The 16,203-nt window shown below is 43.7% G+C and carries 9 protein-coding genes; 1 reads left to right on the top strand and 8 read right to left on the bottom strand.

What is annotated here, in order from left to right; all coding sequences use genetic code 11:
• Nucleotides 1-254: 254 nt before the first annotated feature.
• A complete protein-coding gene (locus bsdcttw_RS00940; protein ID WP_185257595.1) occupies nucleotides 255-2,594 on the top strand; it encodes a carbohydrate binding domain-containing protein in 2,340 nt (779 codons plus the stop codon).
• A gap of 39 nt (nucleotides 2,595-2,633) precedes the next feature.
• On the opposite strand, the gene bsdcttw_RS00935 is transcribed toward bsdcttw_RS00940, so the two are convergent.
• The 8 genes from bsdcttw_RS00935 to bsdcttw_RS00895 form a co-directional block, all read right to left on the bottom strand.
• The gene (locus bsdcttw_RS00935) at nucleotides 2,634-3,395 is read right to left on the bottom strand and encodes a helix-turn-helix domain-containing protein (RefSeq protein WP_185257594.1); all 762 of its coding nucleotides are present in this window, start codon (nucleotides 3,393-3,395) and stop codon (nucleotides 2,634-2,636) included.
• Nucleotides 3,396-3,769: 374 nt separating this feature from the next.
• Nucleotides 3,770-4,387, bottom strand: a complete 618-nt coding sequence (locus tag bsdcttw_RS00930; protein ID WP_185257593.1) for a helix-turn-helix domain-containing protein — start codon at nucleotides 4,385-4,387, stop codon at nucleotides 3,770-3,772.
• 202 nt (nucleotides 4,388-4,589) lie between these two features.
• Nucleotides 4,590-7,805 (bottom strand): X2-like carbohydrate binding domain-containing protein, encoded by a 3,216-nt coding sequence (locus tag bsdcttw_RS00925; RefSeq protein WP_185257592.1) that lies wholly within the window; start codon nucleotides 7,803-7,805, stop codon nucleotides 4,590-4,592.
• Between the two features lie 719 nt (nucleotides 7,806-8,524).
• The gene (locus bsdcttw_RS00915; protein WP_185257590.1) at nucleotides 8,525-10,948 is read right to left on the bottom strand and encodes a glycoside hydrolase family 95 protein; all 2,424 of its coding nucleotides are present in this window, start codon (nucleotides 10,946-10,948) and stop codon (nucleotides 8,525-8,527) included.
• A gap of 23 nt (nucleotides 10,949-10,971) precedes the next feature.
• Nucleotides 10,972-11,847, bottom strand: coding sequence for an SGNH/GDSL hydrolase family protein (locus tag bsdcttw_RS00910; protein ID WP_185257589.1), 876 nt, complete (start codon nucleotides 11,845-11,847; stop codon nucleotides 10,972-10,974).
• Between the two features lie 54 nt (nucleotides 11,848-11,901).
• Nucleotides 11,902-12,234 (bottom strand): hypothetical protein, encoded by a 333-nt coding sequence (locus tag bsdcttw_RS00905; protein ID WP_185257588.1) that lies wholly within the window; start codon nucleotides 12,232-12,234, stop codon nucleotides 11,902-11,904.
• Nucleotides 12,235-12,248: 14 nt separating this feature from the next.
• Nucleotides 12,249-13,877 (bottom strand): cytochrome c biogenesis CcdA family protein, encoded by a 1,629-nt coding sequence (locus bsdcttw_RS00900; protein WP_185257587.1) that lies wholly within the window; start codon nucleotides 13,875-13,877, stop codon nucleotides 12,249-12,251.
• Nucleotides 13,874-16,135, bottom strand: coding sequence for a glycosyl hydrolase family 95 catalytic domain-containing protein (locus bsdcttw_RS00895; RefSeq protein WP_185257586.1), 2,262 nt, complete (start codon nucleotides 16,133-16,135; stop codon nucleotides 13,874-13,876). Before bsdcttw_RS00895 ends, bsdcttw_RS00900 begins: the two co-directional genes overlap by 4 nt.
• Between the last annotated feature and the right edge of the window lie 68 nt (nucleotides 16,136-16,203).

Genomic DNA, 16,203 nt, shown 5'->3' with positions numbered 1-16,203 from the left:
TAGAACCTTTCTTTTTCGCTTATATCCCATATTTTACCACTATTGCCAGCAAAATAAAACACATATTTCATTTATTAAACAAATCCTCAAAACGTCCTCAAAAAATCAGCATCCTGACTCGAATATCTCTCCAGAACAGAGTTCCTATATTCCTTCCACATTATAGCAAGATTCTGATAAAAGCAAAAAAAATATGATATTATTGCATTTACAAAAATGATACGCTATTCCCATAAAAAAGGAGGATATGCTTTATGAGAAAAAAGAAATTAAGACTGCTTGCCCTTGGGGCAGTAATCCTGTTAACAGCAGTCGTTCCGGCGGGATACTTTCATGTCGATGTACAGGGGAAAACGACAGTAAATACAGCAGCTTCAGAGAAATATTCACTGGTCTGGAGTGATGACTTCTCAGGGAATACCCTGGATACTTCCAAATGGAATTATGAGGTGCATAAGCCGGGCTGGGTTAACAATGAATTGCAGAGCTACACGAAATCTTCGGATAATGTCTATGTAAAGGATGGGAATCTCGTCATTCAACCTGTAAAAGCGAAGGATGCTGTCACAGGGAATATCACTTATTCCTCCGGAAGAATTAATACCCGAGAGAAAGCAGATTTTAAGTACGGAAAGATTGAAGTCAGGGCTAAGCTGCCAAAAGGGCAGGGAATCTGGCCAGCTATCTGGATGATGCCAACCAGGGAAGATCTGTACGGTGGATGGCCCAAATGCGGGGAGCTTGATATTATGGAGCTTTTAGGCAATGACCCGGCAAAGGTCTATCAGACACTGCATTATAGCAAGACCGGCACTGATGTGCAGAGCCAGGGAACGAAAAGCTTATCGACCGGTGATTTTTCCGATGCTTATCATGTATTTTCCATGGAATGGGAGCCTGGTAAAATCAACTTCTATGTAGATGGTACATTAACAAAGTCAGAGTCAAAATGGTACACCAGTACGGATGGCGTCGGAACCATTACCTATCCCGCACCCTTTGATCAAGAGTTTTATATGATATTAAATGTTGCAGTTGGGGGAAACTGGCCGGGAAATCCGGATGCCACCACAGACTTTGCCAAGGCAAAAATGCTGGTAGACTATGTAAAGGTATATCAGAAGCCTTCCTATAATGAAAATGTAGTTCTAAAGGAAGCAGAAGTGACCCTAAGAGAGCCTGATGCAGCTGGGAATTACATCATAAATAGTGATTTTTCCAAAGCAGAGGCAATGGATGATACCGACAGCTGGTTTCTGAAGACACAGAGCGGCGGAGATGCGGCTGCTTCCATTGCAGAAAATGCTATGACTGTTACTATAAAGAATGAAGGAACGGTAGATTATGCTGTTCAGGCGATGCAGGCAGGAATTCCGCTGTCCAAAGGCGGTAAATATCGGATTACTTATGATGCCAAGGCTGCTGCAGACCGAACCATGATCGTAAGACTTGACGGGCCGGACCTTAATTATACAAAGTATATAGAAGATCAGACAGTTAATTTGACCACCGATTATAAAACCTATACCTATGACTTTACCATGAACGCCGATACCGACGAGAACAGCCGGTTGGAATTTAACCTGGGTGCTCAGAAGTCTGGTAATCCGACAGCTGCCGTGCAGTTTAAAAATGTGCGTCTGGTGAAGACCGGACAGCTTGATGTGGCGAAACCGGCAAAAACCTCTTTGCCAGATGGTAACTATATCTACAACGGTACTTTTGATCAGGGAACTAACCGTCTGGCATATTGGAATATCAATGGGAACAAGGTGAATGCGAAAATTTCAGTTACTAATACAGACTATGTCAGAAGCTTGAAGGTGCAGGTTCCTTCTGCCTCTAAGAAATCGGAGGATGTTATAGTAGCACAAAGCGGTCTTGCCTTACAGGCAGGAGCTTCCTATGTACTGACCTTTGACGCACGGACAGAAAAAGCGAAAGAAATTCAGGCAGCGGTTGCCGGTAAAACCTTTACGGCGAAATTATCTGCCCAAACAAAACACTATAAGTTTAAGCTTACCACAGCTTCCGACCTGAAAGTCAACACAGCTGCCTTGAAATTCCTGTTAGGAAAAGAAGGCACCGTTTATCTTGATAATGTACGGATTGAGAAGGTCACCGTATCCGGAACAGAGATGGTACAAAACGGAAGCTTTTCGGAAGGTCTTAAGAACTGGTCTCCCTACGTGGACAGCAGTGCTGCCGCAACCTATAAGGCAGAAAACGGCAAGCTTACCTTTGCTATCACCAATACAGGAAGTCAAAACTGGCACATTCAGTTAAAACAGAGCGGTCTTCTCTTCGAAAAGGGAAAAACCTATCAAGTAAAAGCTACCTTCAAGTCCAGTGTTGACCGTAAGGTTGAACTTGCTCTGATGGGAAATGCTTCAAAAGACTATGCCTATTACGGCGGCGAGGGCATTACTCTCACAGCAGATAAGGAATATAATTATACTGGCACCTTTACTATGAATGGTGAAAATGACCCTGCAGGTGATCTGGTATTCTCCTTTGGCAAAATAGGTGATGCAGCTACCCCTGCCGGAATAATAGAACTAACCGGGGTCAGCATAGTTGAAATAACGAAATAATAGAATTAATGTTCTCGGAAGGCTAAGAACCTCCGGAGCTTAAGGCAGCTCCACCCCTCTGCTCCAGCTTTTTCTGTAGTATTTATCCCGGTATTTTTTGGGTGATAAGCCAACCTCTTTCTCAAAGGTCTGGGTAAAATGACTTTGGGAAGAATATGAGAGATAGTTGGCAATGTCTGCAATACAATAATCGGAATACTTTAACAGGTTCTTAGCCTTCTCCATCTTTTTTTCACGGATATATTCATGGATAGAAATGCCTACTTCCTCTAAAAACAGCTTGGACAGATAACACTCTGATAAGTCCAGATGGACACTGAGGTCTTTTAAGGTAATCCTGCTGTGCATATTGCTGTAAATATAATCGATACACCGTACAATATGCTTGGAAAAGACATTATGGCTTTGCAGCCGCTGCATTTTCCTGGTGAAATCGAAACACATGGACCGATGCAGATCAGCTATCTCATCTCTGCTTTGGCCTTTGTCCATCTTTTGTATATAAAAGTCACTGAGGCAGTAAGCCTTCTCTGCTTCCATTCCGCCATCGATACAATACCTCGTAATCATGGCTGCAGTAACAACAAAATGATATCTTATATTCTGCAGAGAATTCTCTGATAACATTCCCATTCCTTCGGACTGAAGAAATACCTGACGGGCACAGTTTTCCTCCACAATAGAAAGGTTCCCCTCTTTGACAGCATTATAGAAGGATAGTTCCTCCTCTAAAGGACGGTGCGCTGCAGGCACTTCATGACGGGTGAATTCAAGGTGATTCCATTCCCTGTCCAGACTCATTGAATAATGCTCCCCCTTTGACTTCAATTTGACAGTTCACTTCCATTTGCCTGTTAAAGCTGTTCATATAATCCAATAATTCATCACTGGTAAATGAAAGCCTGATATCATGTCTGACTAGATAAATTATCTATATTAATTATACATAATTAAAAATATTTTACTACCTGTTATTACATTAATTACCATTCTCCAATCTTACTGTTGCTCTCTTTCTCCTATCAGAATATATCACCGCTCATGTTAAGCTAAGTCTCCGAATGTTTATGAAAAATAAAATGTTATGATATGCCAGATACTCATTCGTTTATAGCGAAAAAACAGCAGCATCTTTCATGCCGCTGCTTTCATTGTCTTCCTGATATACCTCATACCTAAATTGCATATAACATAAGCGTCATTAGCATTATCCCCCATGCTGTCATTAGCGGCCTTAGGTATGGACTACTAACCTCCTTTATCTCTACTTCCTTTTCCGTTACGGTCTTGTAGTCTTTCATTTGGTTTTCCATGATTGTTTTATAATAATAGAAGATACCGGCACCACAGATTTCAATCCAACAGCCAAATAACCACCCTGTCAGATTCTTTGCATCCATCCAGACAAAATACTGTATTATAATACCGGCAAAGGATAACAGAATACTAACCATAGCCATTAGTTTAAATTTCGTTATGGATTTTTGAAGCATATAATTTATCACTATATCGTTGCTGTGATTCATCACCTTTTCACTAGCTTTATTTTCAACCCTGTCATCTGAAAAAGAGCTTTCTTTCTCATTTTTCTTACCCCTAAGAATTTCGTCTGAGGATACACCTAATATTTTTGCCAGCTCTGTAAGAATTGTAATATCCGGCAAGCCCTTTCCGGTCTCCCATTTTGAAACCGCTTTATTTGTGATATTTAATTTGTCAGCAAGTTCTTGCTGTGTGATTTGTTTTTCTTTACGGCACTCTGCAATAAAATAACCGATTCGTTCATTCTCCATTTCAGCTCAGCCTCCTTTTCTTTACTATTATTATACTCTAAATCTCTCTAAATCCAATATATTCCTGGTTGAAATAAATCTACTGACCGTAGACTTTTGAGTAAGTATTTATTTAAAAATAGAAAGGTTTCATAAAAAGGCCTGTGCCACATTTCCATGTGTCACAGGCCTTTTTATGAATATGCAGTCTAAAGCCAGACTACTACGGCTCCACTCCCCATACTAAATTCCCATTCAGATAAGCTGTAACTTTACTCCAGTCACCATAGGCTGTACTGCTGGAATTATAGGAATAGTCATTGGTTTGTGTATAGTTACTCCAATCAGATTTTGAGAATCTGGTTTGTATAAATGCACTGGATCCCGCCGCCAGACTTCCTGCACTGCCGGAGAAACTGATTTCAAGATAACAGTCTGCGGTAGTCTTAACCGCGGACAGACTCACAAAGGCACCTGTCACATTGGCAGAGCCTACAGACGACCAATCGCACCAGAAGTTCTGTGCAGCAGTCCCATCCTCTGTGAAGTAATATCGAAGCTTTACTCCTGACAGGCTAATAGCAGCGCTCCCGTTATTCACCAGCTTAAACTGCGGTGATATACTTTGAGTGCTGGAGGCAATCCCGTTATTATACATCTGAACTGCCAAACCGCTGCTGCCGTTATTGGTGGTATCTGAAACTATTATACTTAATACCGGATCACTTCCCGCGCTAAAATCAAAGGTTAGGCTTGTAGTACCCACCGGCCTTCCGGACAGGTAGGATTTCTTTATAACAACTGTATTTCCTGACACCGTATAATCTGTTCCTGCAGTAAGTGCTGTTGTACCATTCTTAATTCCATTCAGTGTATTACCGTTTGGTGAAATTGTAACGGTAATATCTGCCTGCTTGGCGGTGTTTTTATCAAAGGCAGCTGATGTAGGTGATATAGCGGAATTCGTTGGTGTTGGTGTGGTGGTAGGTGTTACTGTTGGTGTTACCGTTGGCGTTACAGTAGGGGTTGTGGTGGGAGTCGGTGTCGCAGTAGGTGTTGGTGTTATTGTAGGTGTTACTGTTGTATCGCCATAGACTATACCTCTTCCATTGGTACCCACATACACACGTCCATAGATTCTTGGGTCACCGGTAATACACATATTTGTTCTGCCATACTGGTGATTGTCATCATTGATTCTTACCCAGCTTGCACCTGCATCTGTGGAGCGGAAGATTCCTCTAACCCCATCGATCTGTGCAGAAATATAAAGGGCCATATAGCTTGCTCCGGGTGCAGCCATACCAAAACCTACTACATCCGCTTCTTCCACGTTATTTAGTTTCGTAAAGGTAGCACCGGAATTCGTGGAATGCCATAAACCATATGCATAGCCTTCGCTTCCGCCGGTAAGCCAGATATCCCCTTCAATGCCCGGCATTGCTTTAAAACTGACAGGTGTTGTCTCCGGTGACGGACTGGAAGCCGGATCCGGAAGCCCTGTGGCAGCTGCCGTAAAGGTTGCTCCTTTATTGGTACTTACATAGAAGGTTCCTCCTGAAAAGCCATAGAATTTATTCGAGTTTACCCGGTCAGAAGCTATAAAGGCGTCAACGGGCAGACCGGTGCAGGCTGTCCAGGAACTTCCGGAAGTGGTGGAATAGGAAGGTGTTTTCCCGGAGGGTGCCCATACTATGGTATTACCGTCTGCCGATATGGCTACCTTGCCACCGCCGGTAGTATCCGTACTGGTTGCCGACCAGCAGTTTGTTCCCGCCGACCAGTTGTTTCCGGAGTCATAGGAGATACCAATTCTGGGATTAGTTCCTGCATCCGTATTTCCCACTCTTACATATTTTGTAGGGTTTAATTCCGCATAGTCCATGCCGGTTGAAGATGAGAAATAAGGTGTAATCATCATCATAGCCGGAACTTTTGTCAGGTCTGAGTGTACAAACCCTGTAACATCTCCAAGTCCGCTGACCAAATGAGCCGAGCCGCTGTTAGGGCTTATCAGAGAAAGTACTGCCGTCTGTTCAATCCCTAAGGATTTTACTGAAATCTTAACTGAGCCGCCGGTGTCAATAGCCGTAAGATTATCCGTTCCGTACACCGTAGCACCGGTGCCGTACATCATACGGTTTGAATTGAAGGGGTCAATTGAAAGATTGCCCATCATCCAGCCAATCTTCGGGAAGGGTTCCGGCGGAATAGACTGCTTTCCGAAAGTAAGCCAGGGTGAAACAGAGATATCCTGGGTATAGCGAAGGGTACGATCCGGATAACCGTTCCAATCCCAGAACCTTGTCCAGGTAGTCCCTCCATCCGTAGAACGGAAGATATTTGCATCCGGCCACCAGCTGTTTAGTGTGGCTACAATAAGAGTATCCGGTTTCTGTGCATCCACAGAAAGACCGCCATAACCATAGTAATTGTCATCACTGGTGGAGGGAACCGGACTTATCTTTGTCCAGACTCCGGTATTGGTATTGTATTTCCAGACATCTCCTTTTGAGCCGTCATAGGGACCAACACCGTTGCTGTAAGGAATGTATAGCATACCCGTTGAAGAGAGTACCCCGTGATGAGGGAAATAGCCGTCTTTTGGCTGCCCGGCTACTGCGCTCCAGGTTAAGCCGCCGTTGGTGGTATAGAATATGGTATCTTTTGCTGCTTCACCGCTCTTTGCCTTATTGGCTACACCCACATAGATTGTCTGGCAGGGGAAACCTGAAGTACTGGAGCGTGGGTCAAAGGTAACCCATACCACACCGGTAAGGGTATTATCATAAAGGGTGGAATCCAAGTCAGTAGGTGCAAAGTTACCTGTCTCGGTAAACGTAGTTACTTTGCTCCAGGTTACGCCGTAATCAGTACTCTTCCATAGACCGTTACCGTTACGGGTACCCATATAAAGCACATTGTTACTCTTAGGATCAACTACAAGACGTTCGCCCATAGAGCGTCCCATCATATTGGCCCCTATCTTAAAGGGCAGCTGCGTTACCTGCCAGGTGTTCCCCTTATCTGCGGAACGAAGGATACAGCCATTGGAGACTGCCCAGTTATTTGTATAGGTACCGGCTGCTATGTACACACGATTGGTATCCACCGGGTCCGCTGCGAGACTGTCGCATCCCAGGTTATTCCAGTCATCAAACCCGATCGTATCTGTTAAGGGAATCCACCTTTCAGTGGACGGATTCCAGCGGTATGCGCCACCCATATCTGTTCTTGCATAGATTAGGTCTTTCTCCCCTGGATTGTAAATAATATTATCTACATACCCGCCTCCGCCAATCTGTACATTCTGCCAGTTATAAGCTTCACTAGTTACTTTTGCCGAAACAACTGTAGGAAGCATGACTGCGGTAACCGTAGTAATTACCATAGCAGCAATTGTTAATAAGCCGATAGCAATTTTAAATTTTCTTCTCATCCTTTAACCTCTTTTCTGAATTAATCGCCAAAGAACCTAAATCCTGAATTCTTAGCTTATACTCTCCGCATTTTTGTATAATGGCTGCAACCTGTAAAGCTGATACTACACTCTGTACCTCCCTTCTTTTCCGAATTAAAACAAGCATAAATCATTTATATAAATGGCGTGCCATTATGCACAGTCTTATATAAAATTATTATCGCGTATTGTTTTTACAAGTAAATGAAGCGTGAAGCAGTTATAATACTAGTCGGGATATGATGTAAGCGGTTGAAAGCTCCGGGTAAATTAGTAATTAGCGGAGCATATGAGAATGATAGAAAGATAATTAAAACTAGCATCAGAATATGTTAAATATTTACATAATATGATTCTATACTACATAACAGAAAGAATTTTGTCAATGATGATATTGCACATATAAATCACTATAACAATAGTCATTTTTAACAAATCCCTATCTCCTTTTGTATACTTTTTTCGTTGCTAAAAAGTAAGGTATTCATGAAATAAGCTGCCGTAGCTTCAGGTAGGGGCTGTTGCAAAATAGCCTTAATAAACTCTAAAACAGGACTGGGTGTATACTAATACATTTCGCGTCGACTGGCCGAGCTCTTCTTGTGAAGCGGAGCGTTTTGAACGAGCGAGGGAAAAGCAGCCAAATGTATTAGTATACACCCAATCCTTTCAAAAGAGTAAATTAGCTATTTTGATTCTTATTTTGATTTTTGTTTTAATTTTCCGTCCAATGTAACAGCACCTCCGGCCGGAACGAATACTTCTGTCAGAGTATTCTTATATCTTACTTTACAATGTCCTCCCGTTACAGAAGAAATCACTGCTCTTTCCAGTTTACCGGTCTTCCATTTGATATCAACTGTAAACCCTCCTCTGGCGCGTAAGCCCTTGACATTTCCGTTTAACCAGGAGGGTGCTGCTGCAGGCAGCAGGTGAAGCGCACTTGTATGGCTTTGAAGAAGCATTTCTGTAATTCCCGCTCCCCAGCCCATAATAGCATCAATTTGCAGAACGCCTTTTACCAGTAGGCTTGCGCCTAACCTTTCCGGCATCTGACTGTTGATTGCATTGCATTGTATACCGTCCCCGAAACGGGCATTCAAGCAGATTGCCCAAGCCCCGGGCCAGCTGTGCCTGGTGCTCCCATGCTGCATTCTGCGAAGCAGGGACATATGGGCAGCTTCATACAGCTTAGGAGTGTCTTCGGCATTAATAACAGAGGAAGGATAAATACTATAAAGGTGTGATACATGACCCATACCGGGGGTGCATTCCTCGTAATCCTTATCCCATTCCTGCAGCTGTCCGTATTTCCCAATCTGAAAGGGAAGCAGGTTCATAGAAAGGTCTGTGATTTCCTCATCATATTCCAATCCATATCCTAATACCCCGGAAGCACTGACATAATTCTCTATCAGCTCTCGAATAAGGGTTATATCCATTGTGGATGCCTTACAGATGGCAGAAATATCCGACTCATTTGCAGAAAAGCGGTTTTCAGCATCAATACGGCTTATATCCCTTTCCGTTCTTTGACCGGTATAGAAAAACTTATTCTCCGGTGAAGTGGAGGGTGCCGTAATAATATATCCATTTTCATCTCTGCTCACATAGTCCAGTATGAATTCTACCGCACCCTTTAATACCGGATACACGGTTTCTTTTAAAAAATGTACATCCTTTGTAAACTCATAATGCTGCCATAAGTGCTGGCATAGCCAGATGCCGCCAAAGGGCCACCAGGCCCAGGAGGCATCTTCTCCCGCAAGCTCTGTCATACGCCAGATATCCGTATTGTGGTGGGTTACCCAGCCTCTGGCTCCGTAAAGCTCTCTCGCAGACTTCTCACCGCTCTGGGACAGGTCCTTAATGAATTCCAGCAATGGCATATGGCATTCCGGTAACCCAAGGGCTTCAGCCCCCCAATAGTTCATCTCCACATTAATATTGGTGGTATAATTACAAGCCCAGGCGGAGCAGGTGGACGGGTTCCAGATACCCTGGAGGTTGCCGGGCTGGGTACCGGGCCTTGAAAAGGCTATCAGTAAATACCTGGAGTACTGCATTACCAGTGCCGGAAGTGCGGTATCCTCTAGGCTGCTAAAACGCTTCAGGCGTTCTGAAGTAGGCAATCCCTCTGTAACAGCCTCTCCCAGGTCCACCGAAACCCTTCCGTACAGACTCTGATAATCCGCTATATGGTCCTTTCTGAGCTTTTCATAGGTTTTTAGAGAGGCTTTTTCAATTCGTTCCACGCATTTCTTAAATACCTCAGATTCCTCTTTCTTACGTTTCATCCGGAATCCGGTATAATTGGTATCCGCACTTAAAAGAATTACTGCAAAGGAGGCTCCTTTTACATAAACTCTGAATTCCTCCTCTATGACCTCACCGTCTGTAGCCGTGATCCTCGCCGCGGCGGCAAACCGCAGGGCATCGGAAGTCTCATCTGCTTTATAGACAATAGGGGGATTAAAATGTGGTTCATAAGGCTCTACCCTGTCCGGTGCCCGCCCGGTAATACCTACCATGCTGCTCTTTCCATAAACGAGCTGTTCATGGCGCAAAGGTGAATCCATACCTAAGGCAAAATCCATCACTCCATTTTGTGCTGTTAATTTCACCGCAAGCACCTGGTCTGTAAAGCTGACAAACATTTCTCTGGTATAATGAATGCCGTTCTGATCATATTCAATCCTTTCAACCGCATCCTTAAGGGTCAGTATCCTGGAATAATTCTCATACTCATAAGGCGTTTCCTTTAGCAGAATCCGCCTTTGCTTCATACTGCGCAGCTCTCCTGACTGTCCCATGGTAATATAGAGATTTCCCAGAGGCTGGTAGGCTTCCGACCAATATCCTAACATTTCATCATTTAGCAGATTATTGGCTTCCTTCAGTTTCCCTTCTGCTATGAGCTTTCTGCAATTCTCCAGATGCTCTAGTGTACCTTTTCCGACCTTGTCCCTTTCCTGCCCGGACCAAAGGGTGTCATGATTAATAAGAATCTGTTCATATGGCACCCCTCCGTAAACAGATGCTCCAAGAGACCCGTTGCCAAGAAGATGAACATCTTCGTAAAGAACGGCAGGTGTTTTTTCGTATAACCTGTAATTGTCCAAAGTAATACCTCCTGTCTTTAAAATCACTTCCAATAGCCAAGCTCCCTGCCTTTTTGGTAAACCTGCTGCCCGATGAACATGTACCCGGAAGAGTTCAGATGAACATCATCCACCCGCAGGCTAGAAGGCACATTCCCATTCTTGATATCCAAGCTGTCCTGCTCATTTCCCTTCCATTGAAAGTTATTCAGGCCTGCTTGGAGCAGTTTCCTTCTGATATCCAGAAAGTGGTCTTTGTACACCTTCTCCAGTTCCCGGTTCAGATTATCTACTTCCCCGGGCTCCATGGTTGTAAGATGTGTCAGCCCCATTACAATATAACTCTTATCTGTTTCCTCTATATAATCAAGCATACACTTCTGCTTTTTAATCAATGCTTTTACCGACTCCTCAGCCGGTGATGATAACCGGTCATTGGTTCCGGTCCATAGGATAAATATCCCTTTCCGCTTACAAAGGCTGGCATCGGTTACAAGAACTTCTCCTTCTTCTATCGTTACCGGTTCCCCCCTCTTCTCCCTGGTAAAATACCATTTGGCATCCTCGCTGACAGTGGTAGATTGGGTAATCGTAAGTTCTCCTTTTACTCCGCCTAGATAACAGGGATTAAGTCCTGCCTCTCCCTGACGCAAGGGTTTTGGAATCTCACCCATACTCTCAAGGAACGTTATCTCTACCCTTTGTATTTCCTCTGTAATTGTTACCGCCTTTACCTTCATAGGGATGCTTCCCTGTCTTCCGGCAATTGTAACAGTACTTTCTCCGCCTATCCCAAGATTGTTCACCTGATATTCCCTGCCCAGGTAAGCCTGCAAAGTACCCGGATAGGTAATCCCATTTCCGCCGTAGCTATAGGTCAGGCTGTCTCCAAAACAATTTACATCAATTATTTTCTCCATAACGGTGTTTTCCTCCGTCTAACTCTTTTCATTTTATCCTATCCTCTTACTGCTTTATGAAAGCAGTAAGAATTCCGCATTCTCCGGCAGCTCCAAATATACGGAAATATCCCCCGGAAGTGCGTCGATTGCCACTTTTTCTTCAAGCAAAAGCTTTTGGGCTGTCTTCTCCAATTCAAAATACAGCCGGTTTGTTACCGCACTGCGGTGAATATAACAGGGGTCCGGGTCATTAAAGAATTCCCTGCTCTTTTCTATGATTATCTGCTCCTTTAAAGGCAGGCAGAAAGTTTTAGTATTCAGAAGGACTTCCCCCTCCCGGCTATAAAACAGCCAGGTATACTCCTTCTTATCTGCTTTCTTATTTCCTGTGTTAAAAAGCTTCACCTTACCTCCTCCTGTCAGGCTTTAAACAGCAATAATATTATCCCAAGGCTTACAAATAGCAATACATTAATAAGCTTAATCAGACCTGTATGATTTACGATATAATCAGAGACCACATGGAGCCGCTTTCCCCTGTTCACCAACAGCACAATAATCAAGGAGGGCAGCATCATCATAAGAATGTACACTAATATCAGCACGTAACTAAAAACACTTTTCCCGGCATCCACATAGTTCATGGTCAGGAGTGTGGCCAGATATACCTGCCCGGTACATAGAAATTCTCCGGCAGAAATGAGAAACCCTAGTAAAAATACACTGATCCACAATGGCTTTTTATTGTCCTGAAGAAAGCTCTGCATCAGGTTTCTATCCGCCGCCTGCAGTTTCTTTGGCAGTTTAAGAAGCATTTTTCCATATTGGCTGTTTCTTGCTTTCAAAAAATCATGAAAGTTCAATACTGCAAACAAGATAGCTGCACCGATTAATAATAACCGGATTACCTCTTGAACGGAGGCAAATACACTGGATTCCAGAAGGGAAAATACAGCGTAGAAGCCTATTGCAATGATGAAATAGGCAGTAAACTTGCTGAACAGATATATAATACCAAGTTTCAACGTATTTTCACTTCTTGCCGCTATGAGAGATAACAGAAGTAACAGCATGGAAAAGGAACAAGGATTTAACCCTCCTGCTAAGCCTGCCCCAAGTATCTTTGGGATATCTTTTAAGGTAAGTCCTTCCGCCTGCTCATTTGTAACCGTCACTTTCCTGTTAAAGTCAAGTGCCTTCCCTCCTGCCAGTGCTTTTTCAAGGCCTGCTAAGATTGCTTCTTTCCCGCTTAGATACCCACCTTGGAAGACAATAAGAGGAACTACCCGGTCTTTTTCGGGGATATTCCATTCCTTAAGCACCTGCTGGTATAAGCTGAGATTACCATCCTTTGTAATATTTCTCTCTTCTACAACCAGCCGGCTGTCTATTTCCTTCCCATCCATTAACAGTGTAAGATTCTTTGGCAAGCCGTCTATCAGCTTCCCCGCACTTTCACAGGATTCGCAGGCAGTAGTTGAAAAATATAGAAGGTAAGAATCACTGTCTTTTAAACTAACGCCCGGAAGCTGTCCGGTTTCTGACTTCTGTTCGGCTTCCGCCTGAAACTTCCATTCCTTGTCTCCAGCACTCTCCACCCCCAGTTCTTCAAGTAACAGGTTCTTCGTATTTTCCTCAAGGTTTTCTTTACCCGTCAGATACTGTTTCCCCACCACCACCATTGGTGTCGTCCTATCCTTTACCGGGATTTCAAGCTTCTTCATCAGCTGCTCATAAGTGCTTTTAGAGCTCTCAAGAAGAATATTCAATTCTATCGTCTTATAAGCAGAGGCCGGTATCTCCCCCGAAATCTTTGTATTAAGGTCCTGCTTAAAATGCAGGAATTCCCGACAGGACTCACAGGGATTGTTATGGATATAATAGACCTCCACTGCTTCCTGCTGCTTTTCCTGATTCTTCTCTTGATTCTTGTTCTTGCCATATACGCCGCTGCCTGCCAGTAATACAGACGCCAGACATAATAGCAGGATACCAACCCCTATCCCCAGTAAGTTAACTCTGTTCCTTCTCTCACTGCTTTTCTTCACAAACTATGCTCCTTCTGAAACTGAATCAGCAATACATCGCCTTTTTTTACATTTATAGTACAAATATTTTCCTTACAGGGGCTTGTATTGTTCGTGTTATCCCTGCTGTATTCTATTTTCTCTCCATTTCGATAAACACTGCCAATACGAGCTTTCTCTCCTGCTATCAAGGTAAGGGTTTCATCACAGCCTGCGGTCAGCGCTGCGCTGCAGATAACATAATCCTCTATGATAATAGAAACCCGATGATTACCCTCTATGGCAAGTCCTCTGCATTCCGCCCATTTCCACTCCTCCGGTATTCCGGCTGCCAGCCACACCTTATCCTTGGCTCGGTGAACGAACATTTCACACAGGGCTGTTGGTATAAAGAATCCTGATTCCAACGTAAAAGCATCGGAATCTTCCCCTGCATTGGTATCAGCCACTTTAATGACTCCATTCTGATAAGGGTCTCCATTTACGGTAAAGGTATTGCGGGAACGGAAAGCCATGCAGTAGATTTCCAGCATTGTTCTTGCCATATTCCCTCTGGAGCAGCGGGAAGCCATAATGGAAAGATAGGGGAAAGAGAAGGCTGCAAATTCCGTAAATCCCTGGCTAATTGCTGTATCCAGCGATTTCTCTGCCAATTGGCTGTGAGCTTCCTCGCACAGCGGATAGATTGGGAAGAGCTGACAGAAATGACGGTGAGACTCAAATACTTCTATATCAGGAAAGATGGGATACCCCTTATCCGTAACCGCTACCGGTACAAGCTCTTCTTCAAAGGCGGCCCATTCTTCTGCCTCCAGCTTAAGAACTGAGGCGTACTCCGCTATTTTTTTCAGCAAATAGTGAAGTGTTGCTATGGTAAAAGTGGCGTCATCACCTACCAGCATTTTTCCGTCCTTAAAAATCTCCGGAGAACAGGTAAAGGAAATATGAAGCATACCGTCTTCTTTTCTGATGGCAATTCCCTTATACAGCCTCGCTACTCCTAACAGAAAAGGATAGATTTCTTCCCGCAGAATCTCACAATCCCTTGTATATTCATAAAACCAGCAAAAATCCGTGGCTACAAACAATTCCGGCCCCAGCAGGGTATTCCAAAAGCACCATTCACTGGCAGCGCCGGTACCATCCGGTGCCATCATGGTCGGCACGTGAATAGCACCCTCTATCCCGAATAATTTTTCTGCTCTTAAATGAAACCGCTTCATTGCCCTTGCATAATATCTGATATACGGCCTGGCAAGTTTTGCATTGCCGGTCTTAAAGGCAGGCCAATAGCAGGACTGGACATTTAGATCATTATGTAAATCACCGAACCAGGCAGGCATACGGGAATCCGGATTCCATACGCCCTGCAGGGTAACGGGAGATGAATTTTCTCTTTCATTGCAATACAGCTTATACATCTCTGTATCAAAGGCCTGTTGGAGCCTTTCATTGGGAATCATGATATCAAAACCTTCCCAATAGGCATTCCAGTCTCTGCAGTGTCTGTAATACTGTCCCTTTAAGTCAGCTATATACTCCCTAAGACGTATTTGCAGTGACTTCTGAAGGCTTTTCCTATGACTGCTCTCACAGGTATCCATGGTAATCACATATTTTAATTTGTCTTGGCTTATCAACTGCTCTGCTGTCAAGACCGCCGTCTGAGTTCCGGAGAATTCCTGAAGCATACAAAACCCGGATTGATATTCTTCCCACTGGCACTTCTTATAGTTCCAATCCTTTAGGGCACGAAGCCTTGGGTTATCCAGCTCCCAGCCGGAAGCCTCCAAAGTGATTTCTTTCTCTTTCGCCCCTTCAAAGGACAGACAAAATACATTCTCACAGGAATCCAGCCATATCTGTCCTGTTAATAATCTATCGCCTCGAAGCTTTAATTTCATACGGGTAACTGCATTTTGAATATCAGTCTCAGCATAAAAGCTTATAATTTTCTCCGGAAGCGTAATCTTTAAGCCTAAGCCTGGGAGCTTCGTTCTGCCTGTGGCATAGGAAAAAATATCTGTAGCAACCACATAATCCGTATCTCCCCTTAGATACTTTTCCTGATTTTTAAGTATTTCCTGAAAGCAAGCCTTTGGAGTATCTGGCAGCGTCTCTCTCATTTCCCACAAGCTGCTATGATCCAGGGAGAAGCACAGCTGCTTTCCCTGTACATATAATACCGCCCCCAGGACACTGTTTCCCCAGAAAGGGCCTTCGCAGTGTTTCTCAGGAATTCTGTCTATTATCATCGGAGCTTTCGCTCTATTACTCATATTCTCCTCCATTTGATGCGCTTTTGCGCATACCCAATCAAAAGTGAAAATTGTTCTTTATTTTCACA

This window comes from Anaerocolumna chitinilytica (assembly GCF_014218355.1).
GTDB classification, from domain to species: domain Bacteria; phylum Bacillota; class Clostridia; order Lachnospirales; family Lachnospiraceae; genus Anaerocolumna; species Anaerocolumna chitinilytica.
The sequence above is the reverse complement of the archived record's forward strand: the minus strand, read 5'-3'. Positions and strand labels throughout refer to the sequence as shown.

Coding starts and splice junctions, on each gene's coding strand:
- bsdcttw_RS00940 (WP_185257595.1), top strand. CDS start 255: ATGAGAAAAAAGAAATTAAGACTGCTTGCCCTTGGGGCAGTAATCCTG.
- bsdcttw_RS00935 (WP_185257594.1), bottom strand. CDS start 3,395: ATGAGTCTGGACAGGGAATGGAATCACCTTGAATTCACCCGTCATGAA.
- bsdcttw_RS00930 (WP_185257593.1), bottom strand. CDS start 4,387: ATGGAGAATGAACGAATCGGTTATTTTATTGCAGAGTGCCGTAAAGAA.
- bsdcttw_RS00925 (WP_185257592.1), bottom strand. CDS start 7,805: ATGAGAAGAAAATTTAAAATTGCTATCGGCTTATTAACAATTGCTGCT.
- bsdcttw_RS00910 (WP_185257589.1), bottom strand. CDS start 11,847: ATGGAGAAAATAATTGATGTAAATTGTTTTGGAGACAGCCTGACCTAT.
- bsdcttw_RS00895 (WP_185257586.1), bottom strand. CDS start 16,135: ATGAGTAATAGAGCGAAAGCTCCGATGATAATAGACAGAATTCCTGAG.